The sequence below is a fragment of the Ruegeria sp. AD9 genome (genome assembly GCF_056542305.1).
In genome coordinates this window covers 1-25,889 of sequence record NZ_JBQFZP010000003.1, presented here as the reverse complement: position 1 = coordinate 25,889, position 25,889 = coordinate 1, and the positions used below count along the sequence as shown (strand labels likewise).

Sequence of the window (25,889 nt, the reverse complement as noted above, 5' to 3'; positions counted from 1 at the left end):
TTGCCGGGCGACAAATCCCGGCCACATGTCCCGGCGTTCAGGACAGGCGGTCTCGGGGTCCGAGAGCCGATCACCCCCTTACGTGCCGCGACGCCATCGCAGCGAGGGTGAACAGGGAAATCGTTAGATCAGACGATACGATCCGTCAAGCGGGGGAAAGCCCCCGCAGGCGTTCCGAACGACGCCGCAGCAATTCAACCGTGGTCAGCAGCGCAATCGACAGAACCACAAGGATTGTCGCAACCGCCAGAATGGTCGGGCTGATCTGTTCCCGCAGGCCGGTGAACATCTGCCACGGCAAAGTCTTCTGACTGGCTGAGCCCACAAACAGAACCACCACAACTTCGTCGAACGAGGTGATGAAGGCGAACAGACCACCCGAGATCACTCCCGGCAGAATCAGTGGCATCTGGATCTTGAAGAAGGTACGTACCGGCCCTGCCCCCATATTCGCAGCAGCACGCGTTAGTGAGCGATCAAAGCTCACAAGCGTGGCGGTCACAGTGATGATCACGAATGGGATACCCAGAACGGCGTGCGCCAGGATGACTTTCAGATAGCCCACAAAGTTCTTGTTCATGCCCAACGTCCCTTCAAGGAACCGACCGATATCGCTGTAGAAGAAGAACATGCCGGTGGCCGAGATGATCAGCGGAACGATCATCGGCGAAATCAGGATTCCCATGATAGCACGGCGACCGGGGACGTGGCTCTGGCTGAGGCCAATGGCCGCCAGAGTACCAAGCGAAACCGAGATGACTGTGGCAATCGGGGCAATGATCAGCGAGTTCTTGAAGCTGCGTTGCCATTCATTGTTGGTAAAGAAATCGCGGTAGTGCTTCAGCGAATACCCTTCAGGGTCAAGCCGCAACATCTCGGGCGTGAAGGTGAAAAAGTCTTGTGCGTTGAACGACAGCGGCAAGACCACAAGGATCGGTGTAATCAGGAAGACGAAGATCGCACCGCAGATCACCCGAAACAGGTAGTGGTAAAAAACTTGCTGCGCGGTCAGGTATGGCAGCAGCTTGCGCCGGTATCGCCCTTCGTACAGCCAGTAGGTAAACCAAATAAAGAACCAGCCGCCCAGCAGGCCAAGAACGCCTCCCATAAGACCTGACAACAGGAAGCCTACGATGCCAAAGCCGGGAATATTGATCCAGCGGGCCAACTGCTCGTTCTTCAGAATGTTGATGTAAATCCATGCCAGTCCGGCGATCACGATGGCGCCGCCCAGGACCCCCAGCAGAACCGAGCCGTTTCCGGCGCCGACAAAGATACCAGCGAATGCCCCGGCCAGTGCGACGCTGGGCAGAACCATGGACAGAGGTTTGCGGGATATCGGAGTAAGTGCGGCCATCTTGATTATCCCAACTTCACGTTATCAATGCCCACGATCTTGTCGTAGACCCAGTAGAGCAGCAGAACGACCGCCAGCAGTATCGTTCCCAGCGCCGCCGCCAGTCCCCAGTTCAGTGAAGACGAGATGTGATAGGCGATCCGGTTTGAGATAAAGACACCTTTGGTACCACCCACAATTTCAGGCGTGATGTAGTAGCCAATCGCCAGAATGAACACGAGGATGGAACCAGCGCCGATGCCCGGAATGGATTGCGGGAAATAAATGCGCCAGAAGGTCGTCCAGTTCGTCGCCCCCATGGATTTCGCAGCGCGTGTATAAGTTTCCGGAATGGTCTGCATCACTGAATACATGGGTAGGATCATGAATGGCAGCAGGATATGCGTCATCGCTGTGATCGTACCGATCTGGTTGTTGATGATCACCAGCCGTGCATCGTCGGCTACTAACCCCAGCCAGACCAGCGTTTCGTTGATTACGCCTTGCTGTTGCAGCATGACTTTCCAGGCTGATGTTCGGACCAGCAGCGACGTCCAGAACGGCAAGAGCACAAGGATCATCAACAGGTTCGACACCCGCATCGGCAGGGTGGCCAGCAGGTAGCTGACCGGATACGCCAGAAGAATACAGGCGCCGGTAATAACCAGTGACATGAACAGGGTCCGGCCAAACAACTTGATCAGGATCTGCTTGTCTTCAGGCTGAGATTGCGCGCCGTCAGGGGTTCTGCGCATATCCACTGCATTCAGAAAATACCCGTTGGTGATCTTCGGCGAATGGATTTTGATCACGCGCCACGTTTGTGGATCGCCCCATCCGTCGTGAATATCAATTAGTTGCTCTTTGAACGGACCATCCGTTTCAGGATCCAGTTTCTTGATCTGACGACCTGACTTGCGGAACATCGAAGACATACCGGTTTCTTCGTAGTTCAAACGCGAACCAAGCCGTGTGTGCTCTTTGTTGTCAATCGCAACAATCATATCCCGGACAAATGCGTTATACACATCTTCGCCCGGCAATTCGCCAGACTGCTCGTCCCAATTTTGAAGCGCCTCGACAGTTAGAGGCAGTGTTTCCGAAACGATGCTGTTCTCGACCGATCGGAAAAGCATCGCCGCGATCGGCACAATAAAGGAAAACAGCACGAACAAAAGCAAAGGGGCGATCAGAAGAAGGGCGCGCAGCTTTTGCCGCCGCAGCGAGCGTGCCAGCGATAGTTTGAGCGGCGTTCCGTCCGCTGCCAGCATGGGTCCGGCGTTTTGGCTTGCGTCAGTCATTCGAGCCCCTCGGGTATGTCTTGGTTCAGGGGCGGCGCACCGCCCCCGACTGTGTCATGAAATCAATCGCTTACTGCGCCAGCCATGCCTGGAACTTGGCGTCGATATCGTCGCGGTAATCCGCCCAGAATTCGTAGTTATACAGGAACGTGTTCTTGGCGTTTTCCGGATCGGTCGGCATATGCGGTGCCATATCGATACCCAGATCGGCGTGCTGACCCACAAGTGGAGCTGACGAAGCGCGGGCCGGACCGTACGAGATGTACTTGGCCTGATCCGCCAGACGCTGAGTGTCGGTTGCGAACATGATATAGTCCAAAGCGCGCTGCTTGCGCTCATCGCTCAGTCCGGCAGGGATGATCCAACCGTCCAGATCGAACACCTGCGCGTCCCACAGCATTGCAACCGGCTGTTTCTGCTCTTCGATCACACTGAACAGACGACCGTTATAGGTCGAACCCATGACAACTTCGCCGTCAGCCAGCAACTGAGGCGTGTCCGCACCGGCGGACCACCAGACAACGCTGTCTTTGATGGTGTCCAGCTTGGCCAAAGCCTGATCCTGACCTTCCGAAGTCGCCAGAACGTCATAGACATCATCCTTCGCGACGCCGTCACACAGCAGCGCCCATTCCATATTGTTGATGGGGCGTTTTTCCAGCGAACGCTTGCCCGGATATGCCTCCAGGTCGAACACTGCACAGATGTCGGTTGGTGGGGTGTCACCTACCAGATCGGTGCGGTAGCCGAATGTGGTCGAATAGACGATCTGCGGAATAAAGCAATCGCTGACTAATAGTTCCCCGAAATCTTCAGAAGCCGGCGTGCCATCCGGAGCCGGAGCCAATTGGCTGTCAAAATCGATTTCAAGCGCCAGACCTTCGTCGCAAAGCCGGATTGCGTCAGCGGCCACAACATCCACTACATCCCATGTGATGTTGCCCGCCTCATTCATCGCGCGCAGTTTGGCGACGGCCTCGTTCGAGCTGTCATCGTTCAGAATCGTGATGCCGGTCTTTTCCGAATAGGGCTCGTGATACGCCTTCAACTGCGACTTTGAATAGGCACCGCCCCAGGAAACGATGGTCATCTCCTCGGCTGAAACAGTGCCCGCAACCGTCGCAATTGCAGCCGCAGTGAGCATGATCTTGGTTGGTTTCATGTGTTACTCCCAGTTCATCCCGTTTTATGTGGTGGTCAGCCGATGCACGGGTTTTCACCGGCCGGTCCCTCAGCTTAACCGCGCTTGTCCCGCGCGGTTTGGTCTATGCGTCGAGCGCACGACAATCCTGTGCCAGCCAGCCGATCTCGATCTCCTGACCCGGGGTCAGGCGTACGGCATCAGGCGCATTTCGAGTTTTGGCGATGAATTCGTTGTTTCCGGCAACGGACATGCGGAACCGAAATACGTCGCCCATATAAATGAATTCTTCGACCCTTGCTTTCAAAGTATGCGCGTCGGCGTGCAGGCGGTCTTTGTTGAATTCCACACGTTCAGGGCGGATCGAAACTTTGGTCCGGTCGCCTGCGTTGTGGACGTTGATCGGAACCGCGTCGATTTCCGAGCCATCATCCAGGCGTACGACGCAAGTGTCGCCATCAATCGATTTAATAACACCTTCCAACGTGTTGTTTTCACCGATGAATTGCGCGACGAAACTGTTTTCCGGCTCTTCGTAAAGCTGATCAGGTGGCGCAAGCTGTTGAATGCGGCCATCGTCGAAGACGGCCACCCGATCTGACATGGTCAGCGCTTCGGTCTGGTCGTGGGTCACGTAGACAGTTGTGATCCCAAGCTCATGGGCCAGACGTGTGATTTCGAACTGCATATGTTCACGAAGCTGCTTGTCCAATGCCCCCAAAGGCTCGTCCATCAAGACCAGTTCGGGCTCGAATACCAAGGCACGGGCCAGAGCAATCCGCTGTTGTTGCCCGCCCGACAGCTGAGCAGGACGTCGGCCACCAAAGGCGCCCATCTGAACCATATCCAGCGCGCGCTTGACCTTTTCATCCCGCTCCGACTTGCCCAGCTTACGGACTTCCAGCGGAAACGACAGGTTCTCGGCCACCGTCATATGCGGGAACAAAGCGTAATTCTGAAAAACCATGCCAATACCGCGCTTGTGCGGCGGGATATTGTTGATGGGCTTGCCGCCCAGGAGGATTTCACCGTGCGTGGCGGTTTCAAATCCGGCGAGCATCATTAGGCAAGTCGTCTTGCCCGAGCCTGACGGCCCAAGCATTGTCAGAAACTCACCTTTGGGCATTGCAAGGTTTAGGTCTTTTACGACGAGGTTCTCGCCGTCATAAGACTTCTGTACGCGTTGGAATTCGACAAACGCGGCGTCGTTCATTGTATCGGCCACAAGACCCCCTGTTACGTCAAATGATTATCCGTCTTCTGCGGATTTCATTGATCTGTAGCCGTTAGTTAAGACCAAGCGATGTTCACATTGCAACAGTGAATCCCGGTTTTGTTACACAATATCGGGATTTAACAGCTCACCCGGCTTCGTTCAGAACCCGCATATGCCACGCAAGACTTTGATTACTGGACAGAACCGGCTTGCCGATACGAGCGCGTATCTCGGGAATAGCCTGTTGTGTGCGAAGGTTTGTACAACTCAGAAAAACCGCATCAACCGACGGGTCCGAGCCCAGTTTTGTGGCAGCGTCGATGACGGATTGCACCGAAATCCGAACAACTTTGGCCTCTTCTGATTCCCCGAATGTCCCAAAAACATCCATCTCCACTCCGCCTTGTGCAAAGGCCCGGCGCAGGGGAAGGTTTACCTCTTCAATATAGGGCGACAGCAGCGCGAATTTCGAAACTCCCAGGTGTCGCGCACAGGCCGTAGCCGCACGCAAAGGGTTTGTAACTTCGGCGGTCTGGCATGTCTGTTTAACAAGTTCCGCTACACGGTCGGACCCGATAACCGAGCTTGCAGACGTGCACCCGTACCCGACAACGCGATAAGGTCGCGCACTGGGCAGCAATCCGGCGGCGGCTGGCAGCGCCTTCTCCATTTCCGCAAGGCTTTCCGTCGTCACCTCAATCCCGCTGGGAATACGTGTCACATAGATTGGATACTTGCGGTTCGAAAAATACGAGCTGAACTCAGGCTCCAACGTTTCATCGGTCTGCAACACGATCAGACCAAGCGGGGTGGCCTTGGGATCGTCCTCATCAAGGGCGTAATGTATTCGGGTCATATCTCGATCACCTCTGGCCCGATACGCGGGCTTAGAAAACACGGAGCGCCTTCGGTGATGACAATGTTTTCTTCATGGACAAGTATTTTTGTACCAACGGCGATTCCCGGTTCCAGTGTCAAAACCATGCCGGGTTCCAGCACGGTCTGGTCTGCCGGAATAAGGGATGGCCATTCTGTCAGTGACATCCCCAACCCATGACCCAGCCGCCCTGCATCTGTGCCTTCAGCATCTTTGGTAAGCACCTTGTTCATAGCATGGAACAAATCCGAGGCGGTTGCACCGGGTCGGGCGATTTCGAACGCGGCATCTGAGGCTTCCACCAGTCGGGCGTGCGCTGATCTCACCTCAGGCCGGGCTGGGCCTGTAGACCAATTGCGATCAAAATCACAGAAATAGCCATCCCAAACCAGACCTGTATCCAGCATAAGTACGTCGCCAGGTTCCAACGGCGCCGAAGTTGCAGGTGATATTACATCACTGTAGCCGCCCTGCTCTGCCCCGCCTGCAAGATACGGCACCCAATCGGCCCCTTCCTCAAGGCAGAGCATCTGGAAGCGGCGAAAAACCGTGTCCAGAGGCACCCCTGCGCGGGCAATCTCGGGCACGCGGGTGAAGGCGCGTCCCGCAATACCACAGGCTGTTTGGATCTTGGCAATTTCAGCCTGGGATTTGATCATGCGCAACCGGCGCAGGATACCCTGATCTCCGGTGATGCGTCGCGTGCCGAGAGCGCCGCGCAAGCGTTCAATGTCCGCCATGGGCATACGCACATGAGTCTCATGGCCGTCCGGCATTCCGACATTGCCTGAAACGGGTGTCAGTTCGGCCAGTACATCGGCCAGAAGCGAGATACCGTCGTCCTGCAAATCGGGCGCGCTCCAGGTTCGGATGTCATCGATCCAGGTATGCCCCATGAGCGCGGCCCCGATCGAAGGGATCACGGCCACCGGTTTGCCCGTGGCCGGTACGACCAGAAACCATGGCCGGGTTGGGCTTTCCCAAAATCGGGTCAGATAGCCGGTAAAGTAACGCACATCAGTTTCTGTGGTCAGCAGCAGCGCCGACAAATCCGCGGCTCGCATCAGCTCCTGCGCGCGTTTGGTGCGCGCCTCGAACTCTGTCTGATCGAACCCTCTCATTCCGCGATCTCCGACAGAAAGCACAACACGCGTGAGTTTTCGTCGATCCCCATGGCTTTCCGTGCGGTATCGTTCATCACCGCCGCAAGGCCTGCCCCGCCTGACGCCGTGGTGGCCAGCCCGACCTTTGCCATCGCGTCAAGCTTTGCCGCCACATCGTCATCTGAAAGGGTCAGGAACAGGTCTGTGTCGCGGGCCAATCCGTTTAACGCGATCAACGACGGTTCCTTGCAGTCCAGACGCCCCATGATGCTGTCCGGGCCATCCGCGAAAACACATTTTCCGGCAGTTATGCTGGCCTGCAACGCGGGTGCTGCTTCGGGTTCAACCACAACGATCTTCGGTGCGTCGTTCCAGATGTGTCGTGCGTAAGCTGCGACAGCACCGGCCAGCCCGCCCACGCCTGCTTGCAACAGAATATGCGTCGGAACCTCAGGGCACTGCCTGACAGCCTCTGCCGCCATTTGCAGATATCCTTCCATGAGCGTCCATGGCAGGTCATAATATCCATCCCACGAACTGTCCGACAGCAATATCCATCCGTTGTCTTCGGCAGCCGTTTTCGCGGCCTCCATGCTGGCGGCATAGTCAGCACCACTTCGAACAACCTCGGCTTTTTGGCCTTTCAGACGTTCCGCGAAGGTTTCGGGCACAGTTTCAGCAATGTAAACAACAGCCTTCGCACCGAAGATTCTGGCACCAGCCGCAACACTCATGCCGTGGTTCCCGGCGCTGGCAGTCACATAGGTCGCGCCTGCCAGAGTTTGTTCACCCGGCTCACCTGTCTTCTCGGCCGCATGACGCGCAATTACATAGGCTGCCCCTAAAGCTTTGAACGAACCAAGGTTCATCCGCGCCCGTTCATCTTTCACCCAAAGCCGGGCTACAGGGGCCAGTTTCCCGGCATCAACCAATGGCGTTTCTTTCGCGACAGGGCACTGAGAAAGCAAGTCTGCAACACGGGCAGCGTTTGTAGAAGGATACGGCGCAGACGGTGCAAGCTTTTGGCCCCCCCGATGTGGATTGTTGATGATCTGCATACGCCCTCCCCCAATTGTTCATCTGGTGACGTGACCCTATCGATGGAACACTGTCAATCAACCTCTGCCGTCAGCCAGAGACGTCGACGACCTTCGGGGTCTGTTCTGTTACCAAGGCCAACACCCAGTCGTGAAACAACCGGGCAGCCGGATTGGCGGCGTTTGACGAGAGGTAATAGCCTTCGTTGCTGTCAACCGAACATTCATGCGCGCGTATGACCAGACCTGCGGCAATCGCATGAGTCGTCAGCAACTCGCTGACCAACGCGACACCGCTGCCGTGAACGGCCAGTTGCAGTGCCATCCCAAATGTATCGACAAAAACACCAGGTTGGCGGCGCAAGTCCTGTTTTTCAAACCATGTGCCCCACCCACTTGATGTCCCGACAGCCTCGATCAGAGGCAGGTCAAACACGCCGCCCGCGACCGTCGGAGATTTCACGGCAACCAGACGGTCAGGCATCAGGCGGACAGCGCCCTGCCCCACCTGTTTCTTTGATCCGAACCTAATCTGAACATCAGCGTGGGATGCGTGGAAATCGTCGGGCCAGATCGCACTGAGAAGCCGGACGCGAACTTCAGGATGGCGTCTGGTAAAATCTGACAGATATGGGGCAATAACCCAATGGGCGATGCTAACAGACGTGGCGACAGTCAAGATGTCTCCGGACGCGCTGGCGTCCACGCGCCCGGCAGCCGCGGCAAGCGCTTCAAGCGCGCTGCCAACCTCGGGCAATAGTTTACGCCCCGCATCCGTCAGCGCCAAGCTTCTGGGGTGCCTCACAAAAAGAGCTGTCCCCAAACGCATCTCGAGCGATTTCACCTGCTGACTGACCGCCGATTGCGTCAAGCCAATCTCTTCGGCAGCCGCCGTAAAGCTAAGCGTTCGTGCAGCCGCCTCGAAGGATCGGAACCAGGTCAGTGGTGGAAGAGATTTACCCATTTGGTCAAGCTGTCCATTAATCTTTTTAATGGCAAAGCACATAATTCAATCATTTGTCAAAAACCCTGTCCGTTTTTAACGTTTGCGAGCGCGACAGGAGAGCTTTGATGCAACCGGAAATACGTAAGATCGTCACCTACGATGAGGAGGTCCTTGTCGAGGGCTTCCGAGCCGCCAAAACCCCATGGCGCATGTTTGCCGTGGCCGCAGTGGTTCACAACCCCTGGGCAGGACGGTTTGTGGAAGACCTTAAACCCGAGATACAGGCCTATGGCCCTGTTCTGGGTGAGATGATGACGAAACGTATGATCAAACTGGCCGGGAGTGGTGAGGCAATCGAAGCCTATGGCAAAGCCGCCGTGGTCGGGCTGAATGGTGAGGTCGAGCACGCTTCGGGCCTTATTCACACGTTGCGCTTTGGCAATCACTACCGTGAGGCCGTCGGTGCGAAATCCTATCTGGCGTTCACCAACACACGTGGTCCGGCAAATGCGCCGATCATGGTGCCGTTGATGGATAAAAACGATGCCGGGCGGAGGTCGCACTACCTGACAATTCAGTTCTCAATTTCTGACGCACCGCGCGATGACGAAGTTGTGGTCGTATTAGGCGCAGCAACCTCGGGCAGACCGCACCACCGTATCGGTGACCGTTATCAGGATCTCAAGGATTTGGGCCATGACCTGGACAACCCGGCCGCGGTCTGAGATCGGCGGGCTGGCGGCTATCCAGACTGGTTCGGGTCAGAATATCCTTCTGTTGCATGGTGTTGGTTTACGGGCTGAAGCCTGGGGTGCGCAATTGGACGGGCTTGAGTCCGAGGGTTGCATGACCGCTCCGGACATGCCCGGTCACGGAAACAGCCCATTAACTGACCTCAGCATCGGGCTTTCGGCGTATACCAAAGCGGCTCGGGGTGTTCTGGACTGCATGAGTGGAGCGGTCGTTTTGGTGGGACACTCGATGGGGGCCATGATCGCGCTTGATCTTGCCACCAAAGCGTCAGACCGGGTTTGTGGGGTCGTCGCATTGAACGCGGTTTTTGAGAGAGCCGCGAATGCGGCACAGGCCGTGCGCGACCGTGCGGCGCAGCTGGATGGCAAGACGATCGCTGATCCCACCAGCACATTGCATCGATGGTTCGGAGATGTCGCCTCGGCTGAGCGCGATGCCTGCCGTAGATGGCTGACGGCCATGGACCCGGCTGCGTATAAAACGGCCTATTCCGTCTTCGCCCGCAGCCAGTGTCCCCGACGCGATGCGTTGGAGAAACTAAGCTGCCCGGCGCTTTTTCTAACCGGCAGTCTTGAGCCCAATTCAACCCCGGAGATGTCACGCGCCATGGCGGACGCCGCGATGAACGGGCGCGCGCAAATCATTGAAGGCGCTGCACATATGATGCCGATGACGCATGCAGATCAGGTCAACGCTGCGATTTCCAGCTTTCTGAGTGAGCTGCGTCCATGACCGCGCTTGATCCTCGTGACCTTCGTCGTGCATTCGGTCGGTTCATGACCGGTGTGACGGTTGTGACGACGCGTGATGACGCAGGCAATCCACTTGGCTTTACGGCCAATTCCTTCACTTCGGTTTCTCTCGACCCGCCGCTGCTTTTGGTCTGTCCGGGAAAAAACCTGTCTTCTTTCAACGTTTTTGCAACCTGCGCCCGTTTCGCGGTGAACATTCTGGCCGAGGGGCAGGAAAACGTATCCAATACGTTTGCCGGGTTCAAAGGTGATCGATTTGCCAAAGTCGATCACTACTTTGATACGAATGACGTCCCTTTGATCAGGGGGGCAGTCGCAACGTTTTCCTGCCGCACTCATCAGGTTGTCGAAGTCGGCGACCATTGCGTTTTGATCGGTCAGGTCGAAACGTATTCTCAGGACGATGCCACCGGACTTGGCTATGCGAACGGGCAGTATTTCAGCCTCGGACTGGAGCGTGGCGCGCTGGAACCATCCGGGCGAAATGTGGTCTGTGGCGCGATCATCGAGCAGGACGGGCACGTCTTTCTGGAGAAAACAGATGCCGGTTTCCGCCCGCCGCAAGTTACGCTGTCAGATCGGCAAGATCTGCGAAGCAGCCTTATGCAGAACCTGACGGCAAAGGGTATCAATGCACACCTTGGCGTCGCGTATTCCGTCTATGACGATGCCACCACGCACCATGTTTACATTCTTGCGTCTGCGCCCGCCCTGCCCCGGCATGGCCCGTTTCACGCAGTCGCAACCAAAGACCTGGCGACCCTGCCTTACGCGTCAGCACCCATCGCCACCATGATGGCTCGTTTTGCGCTGGAAAGCCGAACCCGCAATTTCTCGCTTTATCTGGGTGACGCCCAGCGGGGCGATGTGCACAGCCTGTCGGAAAGGACCTGATGAATGGAGTTTTCCCTTTTTGCCCATATGGAACGGCTGGGCCCCGAAGAGTCGCATGAGAAGTTGTATGAAGAGTTCATCGAGCTGTGCAAGATGGCTGATCAGGCAGGGATGCGTGCGGTCTGGACCGGTGAACATCACGGGATGGATTTCACCATCGCACCCAACCCGCTGATGTCGCTGGTGGACATCGCGCATCATACCAAAAACGTGCGCCTTGGCACCGGCACTGTGATCGCACCGTTCTGGCATCCGATCAAACTGGCGGGAGAGGCAGCCGCGGCGGATATCATGACCGGTGGCCGGATCGAACTGGGCATAGCGCGCGGTGCCTACTCTTATGAATATGAGCGGCTTATGCCCGGTCTGGACGCATGGACCGCCGGTCAGCGAATGCGAGAGATCGCTCCTCTGCTGCCCGAATTGTGGGAAGGCGACTGCGCGCATGACGGAGAGTTCTTTCAGTTTCCCGCCACCAGTTCGGCGCCAAAGCCGGTGCAACCCGGCGGGCCACCCATCTGGATTGCCGCGCGGGATCCGAACAGCCACGAGTTCGGCGTTCAGAACGGGTTCAACATTCAGGTCACCCCGCTCTGGCAAGGCATCGAAGAAATCGAGACACTGATGACTCGTTTTGAGACCGCCTGCACCAATCACGGCGGAGCGCGCCCCAAGATCATGCTGCTTCACCACACCTATGTCGGGCGCGATGACGCTGAACTGGATCAGGCTGCGCGGGATTTGTCCCGGTTCTACAACTATTTCGGCGCGTGGTTCCAAAACAAGCGACCAGTCCGACAGGGATTGATTCAGGCTCTGACCGAAGAAGAAATAGCAGCCAACGCAATGATGGCACCCGAAAACCTTGCGCGCGATCTGACAATCGGCACAGCAGACGGAGTGACAGAGCGTCTGAAACGCTATGAAGACCTTGGATATGATGAATACTCGTTTTGGATCGACAGCGGCATGAGCTTCGAACGCAAACGCGCATCGCTTGCCCGTTTCATCGACGATGTAATGCCAAAGTTTCAGTGAGGGGCCGCAATGCACCATAAGCCACATTTCCAGCTTTATATCGACGGCACTTGGACCGAAGGGGCACGTGGGCAAGTGATGACCTCTTTGAACCCCGCGACGGGCGAGGAATGGGCCAGTTTCGCCTGCGCCGCATCCGAAGACGTAGAGCGCGCCGTTTCTGCAGCGCGCCGGTCACTTGACGATCCGGCGTGGCGGGACATGACGCAAACCGCGCGTGGCAAACTGTTGTTCCGGCTTGCGGAACTGATCGAACAGAACGCAGGACGCCTTGGCGAGGTCGAGACGAAGGACAGCGGCAAGCTGCTGGCGGAAACCGCGACCCAAACGGCTTATGTCGGCGATTATTATCGCTACTATGCGGGGCTGGCGGACAAAATCGAAGGCGCGGTCCTGCCGATCGACAAACCGGACATGCATGTCTTTACGCGGCGCGAGCCCATTGGCGTGGTGGTCGCAATTGTCCCTTGGAACGCGCAGATGTTTCTGACGGCTACCAAGCTTGGGCCGGCTCTTGCCGCGGGTTGCTCGGTTGTGCTGAAGGCATCAGAGATTGCGCCCGCCCCAATGCTGGAGTTCGCCCGCTTGATCGACAAAGCGGGATTCCCACCCGGCGTCGTTTCCGTCATTACCGGGGACGCAGAAAACTGTGCGATCCCTCTAACCCGGCATCCTGACGTGGACCGGATCGCGTTCACTGGCGGCCCGGAAACGGCGCGCCATGTGGTGCGCAACTCGGCTGAGAACTTTGCCGTAACCACATTGGAATTGGGTGGAAAATCCCCGATCATAGTTTTCGATGATGCCAATCTGGATGGTGCGGCCAACGGACTGATCGCGGGTAATTTCGGCGCTTCAGGTCAAAGCTGCGTCGCAGGATCGCGCGGGCTGATCCATCGCCCCCTTATGGAATCCCTTATCGCCAAAATCGAAGAAAAGATGACGGGCATTGTCATCGGCGATCCATTGAAACCTGAAACACACATTGGCCCGCTGTGCACAAAAGCTCAGATTGTCAGAATTCAGGCGACGCTGGCCAAGGCCAAGGAACAGGGCGCACGTATTCGTTTCGGTGGCGCGCCACTGGATCGGTCAGGTTATTTCATGGCCCCAACGCTGGTGGAATGCACCAATGCCGAGACGGAGACCCTGAAGGTGGAAATGTTCGGCCCCGTCATGTCCTTGCTGCCCTTCGACACTGAAGAAGAGGCAATCGCCCTGGCCAATGACACGCCGTTCGGGCTTGGCTCGGGTATCTTCACCGAAAATGTCGCCCGTGCTCACCGTGTTTCATCACGCCTGAAATCGGGCATCTGCTGGATCAACACCTACCGCGCCGTCTCACCCATCGCGCCCTTTGGCGGTTTCAATCAATCCGGTTATGGCAGGGAAGCGGGATTGGAGGCCATTCACGATTACACGCGAACCAAGACCGTTTGGCTGAATACATCGGACAAACCGATGTCGAACCCATTTGTTATGCGCTGAGGTGATCTGCAAGACGATCAACGATCACAACTGCACAGCAGCGCTGCCTTCCAGCCTTATCACTTGCCCCACTTTCAGCAGGATCAAGAGTGGGTGCGATTTGCTTGGGAAAACGCGATGATCGCATCAACCAACAGGTCAATCGTATCAACGGCTATTACGTCCGCGGCGACACTGTCGGCGATTAACGACAGCTCTGAACACGCGATAAGTTGCATATCTGCCCCGGCACCAATCAGTTCCGCAGATACGGTATTCAGAGTTTCGCGTGCCTCATTGTAAGGATCACCGGCCTTGATCCTGCGGATGGCCGCAAGCATCTTGCCCTCATCTGCTGGCCAGACAACTGACATTCCCCGCGCTTGAAACGCGGTGTCGAAAAGACCTACGCGCCGCAGCGCGGGCGACGCCAGCATCCCGATACACCCACCCGGTCCGATTGTCCGGTCGGCACGATCCACTGCCAGTTCCACCATGTTCAACAAGGGAATAGTCGCGGCATCCGTAATCGCAGCAGCATAGTAATGTGCAGTGTTGCACGGCATGGCCAATGCCACAGCCCCGGCAGCTTGAAGACGACGTGCCATCGCGGCAAGCACAGGCCCCGGATCCGCGCCCGTTCCGTCAATCAAGTGAGAAATGCGAGACGGCACCTGCGGGTTCATATCGATCAACAACGGGATATGGTCGCGATCGTCGTCTGCTGGCACAGTCTCCACCAACTTGCGCTGGAGGAGGATAGTCGCCTCAGGGCCCATGCCACCAAGAATACCGATCGGGGCCCGCGTCATTGGTCAGATATTGACCCAGCGGTTCTGATGATCAAACACAAAGTCATACCCCCCCAGCGCCGCTGCACCGCCGGTATGCAGGAATACGACTCGCTGGTCCTGGAACTCGCCTTTGCGTGCAAGATCAATAAGACCTGCCGCACCTTTTGCCGAATAGCAGGGATCCAAAAGTATCCCCTCCAGCTCGGCGAACATCCGGATTGCCTCGATACCACTTTCGGTAGGCAAGCCGTAACCCTGTCCGACGTAATCTGTATTGGCCATCACGTCTTCGCGGTTCACGACGCCTGCACATCCCAGCTTCTCGGCTGTTTTACAGGCAAGATCGTAAACCATCTGTTCTTGTTTAAGTTGGGGCGCCCGGGTCCCGATCCCCAAAACCGGCACCTTCGCGTTCATGGCGCACATACCGGTCACCAACCCCGCCTGCGTTCCCGAAGAGCCGGTCGCGTGCACCAGCCGGTCAATTCTTAAACCGCGGTCGTTGGCTTGGCCCAAAAGCTCAAAAGCTGCGTTCACATAGCCAAGGACACCTGTCGGATTTGATCCACCACCGGGGATGAGGTAGACGTTGCGCCCCTCTGCCCTTTTCTTTTCTGCTGCTTTTTCCATCTCGGCCGGCATGTCATGCCCGCCGGGAAATTTCTCGGTGGTTGCACCGTGGAGGTGATCCAGCAGGACATTGCCGTTGGTGTTGTAGTTTCCGTCCTGATAACCGGTGCGATCTTCCAGCAAAATATGGCAATCAAATCCCAGCTTGGCTGCAAAAGCGGCTGTCTGTCGGCCGTGGTTGGTTTGAGTTGCCCCTTGCGTCATGACCATATCCGCGCCCTGCGCCTCAGCTTCGGCCATCAGGAATTCCAGTTTGCGGGTCTTGTTGCCACCGGTCGACATACCAGTGCAGTCATCGCGTTTGATCCAGATTTCCACCCCCAGTTCTTTGGACAGCCTCTTCATCGGTTCCAACGGCGTCGGCAGATGGGCAAGATGCACACGGGGAAAGCGGGCGAGATGCATGTGGAGGCTCCTAACATTGAATTTCGGCAATTTACCATCCCTCAAGCCGTGCATCTAATTCAAAATTCAACTCATAACTTGCAAAAGTTGCATGTTAGACGTCCTTAGTTTATTTAAACCCCATGCGCTTGGAATGGATCGATGACATATTGGCTGTTTTGGATAGCGGTTCCTTGACACGAGCCGCTGAGAAGCGGCTTCTCACTCAATCTGCCTTCACCCGGCGGATACGGCTTATCGAAAACAGCATCGGAGCCACCCTGTTTGACCGCCGCCGCAAGCCAGTATCTCTTATGCTTGGCATTCAGTCATTGGAGCCCGACCTGAGAGAGCTTAGTACGCGGCTGCACAAACTGCGACATGTGCTGAAGACAGCGAATGACCAAACCGGGAAATCACTGTCGTTTGTGTGCCAACATGCTTTGACGACAACGATATCGCCAAGGATCGTGCAAACGCTGACCGAGAATGACGATATCCCAATTCACGTGCGATCTGGGAACCAGGACGAATGTCTGTTGAACCTGATCTCGAAACAGGTTGATTTCGCGATCATGTATTCGATCCCGGGCGACGAAATAAGCAGTATTGGTGATGCATTCGAAGCCAAGACACTTGGCGCGGACACTTTGATTCCCGTTTGCGCACCCTCTGTTCGCAACAAAATCACCAGCGCGGCACTTCCGGTCATAGGCTATCCGTCCGATGTGTTTCTGGGTCAAGTTTTCGCTCGGAAAATCGCGCCGCGATTACCAGAGGAAACCACACTTGTGACCAGAGCTGAAACGGCCCTGACATTTGCGATGCAACAATATGCCATCAATGGAATTGGCGTTGCCTGGTTACCTCATTCCCTGGTTGCTGCGTCCCTGACAACAGGTCAGCTTCAACGCGCTGACAGCACACTTCCTTCACAGGAACTGACAATCAGGATGGTTCGTTTTGCGGTTGCTCAGTCTGAGTATTGTGAGCAAATCTGGCAAAGCTTTGATACGCTTCCACTCGATTTCGCTGCGTTGCATTATTGATCTGACGTCGAAGTAAACTACTTCCAGAATGCGAATGAGTACGGCCCAAGGCAGCCCACCTATTCAAGGTGAACCCGAGTATTAAGCCCGCATCGGAACTTCTCACGGGATTCTGGCCCTAATTCGGCTCTGGTTACTCTGCCGCTGATGTTACCCTCTCCGGTGCGGTCAACCGCTGCCATGCGTCGTACTGGGCGAGAAAGATCTGCCCGTTGAGGTCGTCGAGGAAATGCGACTGTTTCAGGCGGTCCATGACGGGGCCTTTGACTTCGGACAAGTGCAGACCAACGCCCATGTCACGCAGGCGGTGGTTAATGGCCTCAAGGCTTTCGAGGGCTGAAAAGTCGACCTCGTTCACCGCCGAGAACATCAAAACCACGTTGCGGATTTCGCAGCCCTCGGTCACTCGCGCCTGGATCAGGTCTTCGAGGAAACGGGCGTTCACGAAATACAGGCTTTCATCCACCCGCAGCGTCACCAGTGACGGCTCGGTGTCGACTTTGTGGCGATTGATATTGCGGAAGTGCTGCGTGCCCGGCACAAGCCCGACCTCGGCCACATGCGGGCGCGAGGTTTTGTAGAGATGCAGAAGGATCGAAATCGCCACGCCGCTGGCCACACCGGTTTCGACCCCGGCCAGCAAAGTCAGAACGATGGTGGCGGCTACGGCGATAAAATCGGCGCGCGAATATCCCCAGGTCTTTTTCAGGATCGACATGTCCACAAGGCTCAACACCGCAACAATGATCGTCGCGGCCAGGGTGGCCTTGGGCAAAAAGTACACCAGCGGTGTCAGGAACAGCGCGGCAATCGCCAGACCACCAGCGGTATAAATGCCTGCCGCCGGGGTTTCCGCCCCCGCATCGAAGTTCACGACCGAGCGTGAGAACCCGCCGGTGACCGGAAAGCCGCCGGTAAATGCCGCGCCCAGGTTGGCTGCGCCCAGACCGATCAACTCCTGATCGGGGTCCACGCGCTGGCGTTTCTTGGCAGCCAGCGTCTGCGCAACCGAGATGCTTTCGACAAAACCGATGATCGAGATCAGGATCGCAGGCACCAGCAATGCACCGATGAGGTCCGAGGACAGCCTCGGCAAAGTCAGTGGCGGCAGGTTCTGAGGCACGTCGCCGACGATCTTGACGCCCTGCGCATCCAGCCCGAACCCCCAGACGACAACTGTGGTCACCACCACGGCAGCAACTGGTCCGGCCTTGGTCAGCACGTCAGCCAGCAGGGGCGTCACCCCCATGCGCCGCAACGCGGGTTTGAGGTTCTTGCGCACCCAAAACAGGAACGCAGTGGCCAGCACGCCGATGATTACCGTCAGCCAATTGGTCTGCCCAAGGTTTTCGAAGATTGAGCCCAGCATCCCCGGCAGGGTATGCCCATGGGCGCTGACACCCAGAATGTGTTTTAACTGGCTGGTCGCTATCAGGACACCCGACGCGGTAATGAAGCCTGCGATGACAGGATGGCTGAGGAAATTGGCCAGAAAGCCCAGTCGAAAAACGCCCAGCAGCACCAGAAACCCACCCGACAGGAAAGCCAGTGTCAGTGCCGCCACCATGTATCCAGCTGTGCCCTGCTCGGCCACCTGCCCCACGGCGCTGGCTGTCAGCAGCGACACAACCGCCACCGGCCCCACCGCCAACGCCCGGCTGGTGCCAAAAACTGCATAAAGGATGATCGGTAGAATCGAAGCATAGATCCCGGCCTCAGGCGGCAACCCTGCCAGCAAGGCATAGGCCAAGGACTGTGGGATCAGCATGATCGTGACGATCACGGCTGCGATCAGATCATTCGACAGCGACGCACGGCTATACTGGCGACCCCAGTCCAGAATAGGAAGGAAACGTAAAAGGCTCTGCATGGGTTCACGTCCTGAGAAAGCGGCGGCCTGTTGCACATTTGGCGGAGGCGGGACAGGCCAGAACTGACACCGGTTCTTCCGGTGTCAGTTTCGCAGGGAGTTAATCGGTCGCCACCTTCAGTGGTTCGGGCTTGGCCAACCACTCTTTGCCCTTCAGCATCGCAGACCAGTAGATCGGGGGCAGCAGCTTCTCTTTCAACAGCCACGCCAACCGGCTGGGTTTGGTTCCGTCGATCAGAAATTTCGGGAAGCTGGGCGTCATCACCCCACCATAGGCGAACTCGGCCAGAACGATCTTGCCACGCTCGACCGTCAACGGGCACGAGCCGTAGCCGTCATAGGCGGCAACCGGGCCGCGGCCCTGAATGTCTGCCACGATATTATCGGCCACGGTCGGTGCCTGTTTACGCGCCGCCGCTGCGGTTTTGGCGTTGGGCGCGTTCATCACGTCGCCCAGCGACCAGATATTGTCAAAGTTCTTGTGGCGCAGTGTCGCCTGATCAACATCGACCCAGCCCGCCGCGTCCGCCAGCGGCGACACGCGAATAAAGTCCGGCGCGACCTGTGGCGGGCAGACATGCATCATGTCAAACTCGACTGTGACCAAATCCGGCTCGGCGTCGGGCACTGCAACCTTAAAGGTCGCTTTTTTCGCCGCCCCATCTACCGACACCAGATTGTGAAAGAAATTCAGCGAGGCGTCGTATTTTCTGACGTATTCCATCAGCGCCGGGACATAGTCCTTGACCCCGAACAGCACACCGCCAGCGTTCATGAACTGGATGTCGATATCCTTCAGAACACCGCGCCGGAACCACGCATCGCCCGACAGATATAGGGCTTTTTGTGGCGCACCCGCGCATTTGATCGGCATCGGCGGCTGCGTGAACAGCGCCCGGCCCTCCTTAAGCCCTTCGACAAGCTGCCAGGTGTAGGGCGCCAGGTCATAGCGGTAGTTCGAGGTCACCCCGTTGCGGCCCAAGGTTTCTTCCAGCCCTTCGACCGCGCTCCAGTCCAGCTTGAGCCCCGGAGACACGACAAGACGGTCGTATTTCACCACGCGACAGCCATCCAGAATAACGGCATTGTTCAGCGGCTCGAAGGCAGCAACTGCCGCCTTGATCCACTTAACACCGCGCGGAATCAGGGATCCCATCGTCTTGGCGGTCTGTTCTGCGGAGAAGACACCCCCGCCCACCAAAGTCCAGCCGGGCTGATAATAATGCACGTCAGACGGATCAATGATGGCGATCGACAGGTCGGATTTGCGCGCGTGCAGGCTGGCCGCAGTGGCAATACCGCCAGCCCCACCGCCCACGATAACCACGTCGAAGGATGCGTCGCCCGTGTCGGTCGGCGTTTTCCCACCATTGGCAATGCGGCGGGCAACGCCGCTCATGTCATAACCGGCGACCTTGGTGGCTGACAGGATCTCGGACACCGGACGCTTGTGCGCCGCCTCGTTCAGCGACCACAGAGTGGCCGAACGCGTGCCGGTCCGGCAATAGGCCAGAACCGGCCCCGGCAACTCGGTCAGCGCGCGGCCAAAGGCATCGGCGTCTTCGTCCCTGACGATCCCGGTTTGCACTGGAACATAGCGTACCTCGAGACCCAGTTTCTCCGCTGCTACCTCGATTTCCTCGAATGTCGGCTGATCGGCACCTTCGCCATCGGGGCGGTTGCAAATGATGGCACGAAAGCCCGCGCCTTTTATCGCCTCGATGTCATTTGGCGTAACCTGCGGCGACACCGAAACTGAGCCTGATATCTTTCTGATGTCCATGGGTGCCTCTTGCGTTCAGAGCTTGTTGACTGGAACTTTGAGCATCTGGTTCCCATCTTGGTCCGTTGGAATGCCGCCCGCCCGGATGTTGACCTGAATCGAAGGTACGATCAGCGTCGGCATCGCCAGCGTCGCGTCGCGCTCGGACCGCATCTTGATGAACTCGTCCCTAGTCTTGCCACCGCCCACGTGAATGTTGTGGGCCTTCTCCTCGGCCACCGTGGTTTCCCACTGGATGTCACGCCCGTTGGGACCATAATCGTGACACATGAACAGCCGGGTTTCGTCCGGCAGGCTGAGCACCTTGTGGATCGAGTCAAATAATGTCCCCGCGTCGCCACCGGGGAAATCGGCCCGCGCCGAGCCACCATCAGGCATGAACAACGTGTCGCCCACAAAGGCTGCATCCCCGACAACATGAACCATGCAGGCGGGTGTGTGGCCCGGTGTATGCATGGTAAAGGCGGTCATGTTGCCGATCTTATAGGTCATGCCATCGACGAACAGGGCATCAAACTGGCTGCCATCCCGCTGAAATTCGGTGCCTTCATTGAAGATTTTGCCAAACACGTCTTGCACGATCTTGATGTTTTCACCGATGCCGATCTTACCGCCCAGCTTTTGCTGGATGTAAGGCGCGGCTGACAGGTGGTCGGCATGGGCGTGGGTCTCAATGATCCATTCCAGCTTGAGCCCCCTCTTTTCAACCTCGGCAATCAGCATGTCGGCATGGCCAAACGTAATGCGGCCAGCGGCATAATCGATGTCCATGACACTGTCGATAATTGCACAGGCATTCGAGGTCGGGTCTGCAACGATATAACTGATTGTCGCGGTCGCCTCGTCGTAAAAACCCTGGACATCGGGCTTCACGCTCAGATCCACCGGGTAGCTGTCAATCGGCGTCGCTATCGCGTCGGCCATCTTTTGGTTGTGTCTCTCGATAGACTTCTGATCATTCATGATCTTGCCTCCTAACTGGCGCGGATCCGTTACCCGTTTCCGCCGCGTGTCATCATCATTTCGTGGACGGCGTCCATGCCGCGATCCGCCATCGCGCTCACTTCGGCCGCATGTATATGCATGGCTTTGGCTATTTCCGGATCGTCGGATGTTTGCACCACTACGATCCCTTCGGATGTCACTTCGATGTCCGAGGTGATCTTGTCGCCATGGTCAAAAAATATGTCGAGGGTCGGACTCTGAATAATGATCATTGGATCATCCTTGCGGCCCACCCGATCGATCATCCCGGCAACATGGGAGACCAGAGCATCCATGACATCCGGGTCGGAAGATCGTGTGACAGTGCGAATACCGTTGGGAAGGTTTTCAACCTCGCGTGTGATCGTATCGAAATTGCGGAACATCACAGCCAGCTCGGCGCTTTCCTCGGGCGTCGCGTTCTCGCCCCGCAGCCCCGGCATGTTGACCTCGTCGTGGCCTTGCCCATCTGCACCGTGACGATGCTCTGCCCGTTCACCGGCCATGCCCTGGCGATGCCCGTGCCCGGACGTCAGAAAGATGTAACTGCCAGCCGCGCCGACCAAAGCAGCGACAAGCAACGCAATGGCGATGCCGCCGAACGTCCGGGCGGGATTGCGGTCATTCATCTTCGTCTCCTCCGTTTCTGCCAGCCCACATTCGGCCTTCGCGTGAGACCTGCAATCACCGTGGCGGCATGAAAAGTTGAGGAGTAAATATAACTTTGATACCCCGACTTCAGTGACAAAGTCACGAAACCGGAAAATTTCCCGAAATGGTCAGGTGCTTTGCGCCAACTGTTCCAAAGCCGCCTTGTCGGTTATCGCAATGCGCCCCCGCGATTGGGTAATCATCTCGCGCTTTTGAAAGTCCTGCAATATCCGCGAAACAACTTCACGCGCGGTGCCCAGTTCGCTGGCGAGTTGCTGATGCGTTGCCTGAATGTCTGCCCGCCCCCCGGCCAGAACCAGAAGACGTTCAGCAAGGCGAATATCCAGGTGCCCGAATGCCACGTCATCGACCACCCGCAACAGATCAATCAGCCGGCGTGAGTAGGCCTCAAACACAAACTCGCGAAATGCGTCTTCTTCCGAGACCAGACGATCGAAAGCATGTTTCGGCAAGGTCACCGACGTTACGTCGGTTTCGGCAATACCTTCAGCGTTATATGCTTCTTCTGCCAGCATGCAGGCCGTCGTCAGCACACAGCTTTCCCCCGCCTCGACCCGATAGAGCACGATCTCGCGGCCCGAATCCGAACTTTGAGACACGCGTATCCGTCCGTCATACAAGAATAACAGGCTGTCGGGGACGTTGTCTGGTCCGAAAACCTGGCCACCTTTAGGACACCGCACGATACGGGCCGCCGTACGCAACCTATCCCGCACAGCTTTCGGAAGGCGACATGTCCCGTGAAATCGCTCAGTCCAGTCCAAAATTGTCATCTTGCGTTGCGCATGGGTGCCACGATGCCCTCCTCAATCGGCGCGATACGGTTCAACAACTCGTTTCTGTTTGAGGCGATGTCAGCCAGCGTCAGATCATCAAGCACAGCCATGAATGCCCGTGTTGCCTTTTGGATCGCTTGAGACAGTTTACATATCCCGATCAAAGGGCAGGTGTTTTTTTCAGGGTTAAAGCATTCGACCACATCCAGGGGCCCTTCAGTCAGGCGAATTACATCGCCGATTTTGATCTGTTCCGCCGGTTTCGCCAACCGGAAACCGCCGCCTCTGCCGCGTGCTGTTTCCAGATACCCGGCCCGACCCAACTCGTGCACGATTTTTACAATATGCGGCCGGGCAAGGCCATGCACCCGCACGACATCGTCAACGCGAATGCGATCCGGGGCCTTGAGCGCAGCCAGTTGCAAAGACCGCAGCGCATAGTTGGAATAGGATGTCAGTTTCATACGTGCCTCCGGAAAAAGCTGTAGGCGCAATATAACTTATTTGCAATTTCTGTGTGTTTTCACGGACCATGTGGTTCGCTGAAGGTGAAGTCAGGCCAACTTACCTAACCTGCGCAGCGACTGGGTGGCTGACTGGGGCGCAACGAACATCACGGCATCTCTGGTTGGGATGCTGTCGGCGTCCGGTCGGAACGGCGTTTAAATTCTCTGCAATAAACGCTGAACAAAGACGGCATGAGTGGCGGTGCTGTCAGACGAATTCGAACCAGTCTCAGTTTGCCGCGGAAACCGCGAACCTATCCGGAACAAAGCTGACGCCACTCGCTAAGAGCGGCGGCGCGGGTCAGCTTGAAGGTGTCTCGACTGGCTAGCGATCTTTCCTGGTTGAAGTGATTGTAGACGGAGGAATGGACGGAGGCGAATTTCTGTAGACTTCGCATGCGCCTGAAACGCTGCATCGCGCGTTCGCGTCGTCGAAACGGCAGGTGTGAATTCTCGGCGCGGTTGTTGAGCCACCTGCCCGTCTGTTGTTTTTCGAACGCGCCTATTTCTCTGAGCGCAGCCTTGTAGGAAGCGAAGCGATCTGTGACGACCTCCTTGGCGCAACCGTGCCGTTTCATCAATTTCCTGAGGAATTTTAGTGCTGCAGCCTTGTTTCGGCGCTTGGTGACAACTGCTTCCAGCACTTCACCTTCGTGATCTACTGCACGCCACAGATAATGTCGCTTGCCATTCACCTTTACGAAAACCTCGTCCACGTGCCACTTCCATTTCGAGAACGCGCGCAGCTGCTGCACACGCTTCCGTCGGATCTCAGCTGCAAACATTGGACCAAACCTGTTCCACCAATATCGGACGGTTTCGTGGCTCACGTCGATGCCTCGCTCGTGCAACAGATCTTCGACATTTCGAAGCGAGAGCGGGAAACGGATGTACAGCATCACCGCAAGGCGGATGACCTCGGGACTGGTTTTGAAGAACTTGAAAGAGGCAGGTTTGGTCATGGGCAAAAGCTACGCAACCGTCCTGCCTGCCTCAAGACAAGTTCTTCTGACAAGACCGGGCGAAGAGCATTTCGACTTTCTTCCGCCGTCGCTGGCTGTCGATGTATGCATCCGTCGTCGCTATCTCCCTGGCGCGGTTTCGAGCGTCTTCGAACTGGTGACGCGCGATCTTGCGTCTGGGCTGGTTCGGGGTGCACTTCGCTTTGAGCGCACAGGCGGCACAGTCCGCCTGTCTGGCATAATAACGCCGGAAACCGTCCTTGCAGATGCCCGTTCTCGGCACACGCATCTTGCGCCAGTATTTCTTCAGGCGTTTGCCGCCTGGGCAGATGTACTCGTCAGCCACTGGGTCGTAGTGGAAGTCTGCCTGCGAGAAGGTTCCGTCCTGTCGCCCGGTCTTATCGATCACAGGGATATGCGGCTCGATCTGCCGGGCATCCAGCCATCCGAGCATTCCGCCTGATCCGTATGCCGTGTCCGCAGCAAGTCGCTTCGGGGTCAACTCGAAGCGATCTTCAGTTCTGTCGATCATCGTCTGTGTCACGCCGACCTCGGCCGAGCGGATCGATCTGCTGGCCTCCACGTCGACAATCACACCATGATCGGTGTCGATCAAATAGTTGTCTGAGTACGCAAAGAAGGCCGGTCCCTTCATGGCGCCGGTCCACTGGCTCGCAGGATCGGCAAAGGATGTGAACTTTGGCTGCACTTCGCTCGCCGCCCCGAAGGCTGCGTCGTCGAGGACATCAAGATACTCGCGCACCGCGCGCGGGGCGGCGTCCGCATCGATTTGATCCGGGTCCCAATCCGCCTTTGAAGCCGCGTATTGCTTGTTGGCATCCGCGCGGATCAGGCTCGCGTCGGCCGCGAAGGTTTGCCCGCCGACCAGCCCCTCGGCAATGCAACGCGCAACAACACTCTCGAAAAGCTGCCGGAAAAGATCGCTCTCCCGGAACCGCCCGTGCCGGTTCTTGGAAAACGTTGAGTGATCCGGCACCGGGTCGGTTAGATCGAGCCGGCAGAACCACCTGTACGCTAGGTTCAGATGCACCTCATCACACAGTCGTCGCTCCGACCGGATCCCCATCGCGTAGCCCACAATCAGCATTCGGATCATCAGCTCGGGATCAACCGAGGGCCTGCCCGTTGAACTGTAGAACGGTGCGAGATGGCGGCGCATGTCACCGAGATCGACAAACCGGTCGATCGATCTCAGCAGGTGATTGGACGGGACATGATCCTCAATGGTGAACTCGTAGAACAGCGCACCTTGCGCCACCTGCCTCGGTCCCATCATCGCCAGCTCTCCCTTACATCAGGAGAATTGAATCAGCAGCCATACCGCCGATCAAGTAGAGATTTTCAACACAATCTGCTCGAAGCCGTCATTGACGCAATCCCAACAAGTGTCTGCTCTGCGGACCTTCCAGTCACATTGTACAATACTATGCAAACCAGTTTCGAACAGAAAGCAAACCCTCACAAGGCCTTCGGGCGCCGCAGTGCAGCTAATGGCGGCTTCGTCCGGATATTGTTGAAAAACAACGTGTTGCTGGCGCAGAGAGAGGCGTACCGAACTGAGCGCGAGTGCCTTTCTTGTCAGGCTTTGCTCGTTTGC

24 protein-coding genes and 1 pseudogene are annotated in these 25,889 nt (G+C 57.0%); 6 read left to right on the top strand and 19 right to left on the bottom strand.

Going from position 1 to position 25,889, the window contains the following annotated elements:
• Positions 1-145: 145 nt before the first annotated feature.
• The 8 genes from ACR0AM_RS05505 to ACR0AM_RS05470 form a co-directional block, all read right to left on the bottom strand.
• Positions 146-1,357, bottom strand: a complete 1,212-nt coding sequence (locus ACR0AM_RS05505) for an ABC transporter permease (protein WP_480622342.1) — start codon at positions 1,355-1,357, stop codon at positions 146-148.
• A 5-nt stretch (positions 1,358-1,362) separates the two neighbouring features.
• Positions 1,363-2,637 (bottom strand): ABC transporter permease, encoded by a 1,275-nt coding sequence (locus ACR0AM_RS05500; RefSeq protein ID WP_480622341.1) that lies wholly within the window; start codon positions 2,635-2,637, stop codon positions 1,363-1,365.
• Between the two features lie 70 nt (positions 2,638-2,707).
• On the bottom strand, positions 2,708-3,799 hold the full coding sequence (locus ACR0AM_RS05495) for an extracellular solute-binding protein (protein WP_480622340.1): 1,092 nt from the start codon (positions 3,797-3,799) through the stop codon (positions 2,708-2,710).
• A 103-nt stretch (positions 3,800-3,902) separates the two neighbouring features.
• Entirely contained in the window at positions 3,903-5,003 is a 1,101-nt protein-coding gene (locus ACR0AM_RS05490) for an ABC transporter ATP-binding protein (RefSeq protein WP_480476308.1), read from the bottom strand.
• A gap of 136 nt (positions 5,004-5,139) precedes the next feature.
• Entirely contained in the window at positions 5,140-5,850 is a 711-nt protein-coding gene (locus ACR0AM_RS05485) for a maleate cis-trans isomerase family protein (RefSeq protein WP_480622339.1), read from the bottom strand.
• On the bottom strand, positions 5,847-6,992 hold the full coding sequence (locus tag ACR0AM_RS05480; RefSeq protein WP_480622338.1) for a M24 family metallopeptidase: 1,146 nt from the start codon (positions 6,990-6,992) through the stop codon (positions 5,847-5,849). The genes ACR0AM_RS05485 and ACR0AM_RS05480 overlap by 4 nt, the downstream gene beginning before the upstream one ends.
• Complete coding sequence (locus ACR0AM_RS05475; RefSeq protein ID WP_480622337.1) at positions 6,989-8,032, bottom strand: pyridoxal-phosphate dependent enzyme; 1,044 nt, start codon at positions 8,030-8,032, stop codon at positions 6,989-6,991. The genes ACR0AM_RS05480 and ACR0AM_RS05475 overlap by 4 nt, the downstream gene beginning before the upstream one ends.
• A 70-nt stretch (positions 8,033-8,102) precedes the next feature.
• Positions 8,103-8,975, bottom strand: coding sequence for a LysR family transcriptional regulator (locus ACR0AM_RS05470; protein ID WP_480622336.1), 873 nt, complete (start codon positions 8,973-8,975; stop codon positions 8,103-8,105).
• Between the two features lie 107 nt (positions 8,976-9,082).
• Here ACR0AM_RS05470 and ACR0AM_RS05465 point away from each other — a divergent pair, with 107 nt between their 5' ends.
• From ACR0AM_RS05465 to ACR0AM_RS05445, 5 genes are read left to right on the top strand one after another with little or no spacing between them, the layout of a single operon-like run.
• Positions 9,083-9,682 carry an amino acid synthesis family protein gene (locus tag ACR0AM_RS05465; RefSeq protein ID WP_209504371.1) on the top strand — a complete coding sequence of 200 codons (600 nt, stop codon included), beginning with the start codon at positions 9,083-9,085 and terminating at the stop codon, positions 9,680-9,682.
• On the top strand, positions 9,654-10,442 hold the full coding sequence (locus ACR0AM_RS05460; protein ID WP_480622335.1) for an alpha/beta fold hydrolase: 789 nt from the start codon (positions 9,654-9,656) through the stop codon (positions 10,440-10,442). The genes ACR0AM_RS05465 and ACR0AM_RS05460 overlap by 29 nt, the downstream gene beginning before the upstream one ends.
• A complete protein-coding gene (locus ACR0AM_RS05455) occupies positions 10,439-11,356 on the top strand; it encodes a flavin reductase family protein (protein ID WP_480622334.1) in 918 nt (305 codons plus the stop codon). Before ACR0AM_RS05460 ends, ACR0AM_RS05455 begins: the two co-directional genes overlap by 4 nt.
• A 3-nt stretch (positions 11,357-11,359) precedes the next feature.
• The gene (locus ACR0AM_RS05450; protein WP_480622333.1) at positions 11,360-12,394 is read left to right on the top strand and encodes an LLM class flavin-dependent oxidoreductase; all 1,035 of its coding nucleotides are present in this window, start codon (positions 11,360-11,362) and stop codon (positions 12,392-12,394) included.
• A 9-nt stretch (positions 12,395-12,403) separates the two neighbouring features.
• The gene (locus tag ACR0AM_RS05445) at positions 12,404-13,882 is read left to right on the top strand and encodes an aldehyde dehydrogenase (RefSeq protein WP_480622332.1); all 1,479 of its coding nucleotides are present in this window, start codon (positions 12,404-12,406) and stop codon (positions 13,880-13,882) included.
• Between the two features lie 83 nt (positions 13,883-13,965).
• Here the strand turns inward: ACR0AM_RS05445 and cuyB are convergent, their stop codons facing one another.
• Together cuyB and cuyA are read right to left on the bottom strand one after the other, a co-directional pair.
• Entirely contained in the window at positions 13,966-14,673 is a 708-nt protein-coding gene (cuyB, locus tag ACR0AM_RS05440) for a cysteate racemase (RefSeq protein ID WP_480476290.1), read from the bottom strand.
• 3 nt (positions 14,674-14,676) lie between these two features.
• A complete protein-coding gene (cuyA, locus tag ACR0AM_RS05435; RefSeq protein ID WP_480622331.1) occupies positions 14,677-15,690 on the bottom strand; it encodes a D-cysteate sulfo-lyase in 1,014 nt (337 codons plus the stop codon).
• Between the two features lie 122 nt (positions 15,691-15,812).
• Here cuyA and ACR0AM_RS05430 point away from each other — a divergent pair, with 122 nt between their 5' ends.
• Complete coding sequence (locus ACR0AM_RS05430; protein ID WP_480622330.1) at positions 15,813-16,718, top strand: LysR family transcriptional regulator; 906 nt, start codon at positions 15,813-15,815, stop codon at positions 16,716-16,718.
• 133 nt (positions 16,719-16,851) lie between these two features.
• Here the strand turns inward: ACR0AM_RS05430 and ACR0AM_RS05425 are convergent, their stop codons facing one another.
• From ACR0AM_RS05425 to ACR0AM_RS05385, 9 genes and pseudogenes are all read right to left on the bottom strand, one after another.
• Positions 16,852-18,588: a SulP family inorganic anion transporter gene (locus tag ACR0AM_RS05425; RefSeq protein WP_480622329.1), complete on the bottom strand. Its 1,737-nt coding sequence runs from the start codon at positions 18,586-18,588 to the stop codon at positions 16,852-16,854.
• Positions 18,589-18,688: 100 nt separating this feature from the next.
• Positions 18,689-20,371, bottom strand: coding sequence for a bifunctional protein tyrosine phosphatase family protein/NAD(P)/FAD-dependent oxidoreductase (locus tag ACR0AM_RS05420; protein ID WP_480622328.1), 1,683 nt, complete (start codon positions 20,369-20,371; stop codon positions 18,689-18,691).
• A gap of 15 nt (positions 20,372-20,386) precedes the next feature.
• Positions 20,387-21,271, bottom strand: coding sequence for an MBL fold metallo-hydrolase (locus ACR0AM_RS05415; RefSeq protein ID WP_480486479.1), 885 nt, complete (start codon positions 21,269-21,271; stop codon positions 20,387-20,389).
• A 92-nt stretch (positions 21,272-21,363) separates the two neighbouring features.
• A complete protein-coding gene (locus tag ACR0AM_RS05410) occupies positions 21,364-21,984 on the bottom strand; it encodes a hypothetical protein (RefSeq protein ID WP_480622327.1) in 621 nt (206 codons plus the stop codon).
• A gap of 150 nt (positions 21,985-22,134) precedes the next feature.
• The gene (locus tag ACR0AM_RS05405) at positions 22,135-22,800 is read right to left on the bottom strand and encodes a Crp/Fnr family transcriptional regulator (RefSeq protein WP_480622326.1); all 666 of its coding nucleotides are present in this window, start codon (positions 22,798-22,800) and stop codon (positions 22,135-22,137) included.
• Positions 22,797-23,267, bottom strand: coding sequence for an Rrf2 family transcriptional regulator (locus tag ACR0AM_RS05400; RefSeq protein WP_480537509.1), 471 nt, complete (start codon positions 23,265-23,267; stop codon positions 22,797-22,799). The genes ACR0AM_RS05405 and ACR0AM_RS05400 overlap by 4 nt, the downstream gene beginning before the upstream one ends.
• Positions 23,268-23,563: 296 nt before the next feature.
• Complete coding sequence (locus ACR0AM_RS05395; RefSeq protein ID WP_480622325.1) at positions 23,564-24,271, bottom strand: IS6 family transposase; 708 nt, start codon at positions 24,269-24,271, stop codon at positions 23,564-23,566.
• 58 nt (positions 24,272-24,329) lie between these two features.
• A pseudogene (locus tag ACR0AM_RS05390) lies at positions 24,330-25,568 on the bottom strand (IS1182 family transposase); the annotation flags it as partial.
• Positions 25,569-25,619: 51 nt separating this feature from the next.
• On the bottom strand, positions 25,620-25,889 hold a 270-nt coding region (locus ACR0AM_RS05385; protein ID WP_480622324.1), incomplete at its 5' end, for a hypothetical protein.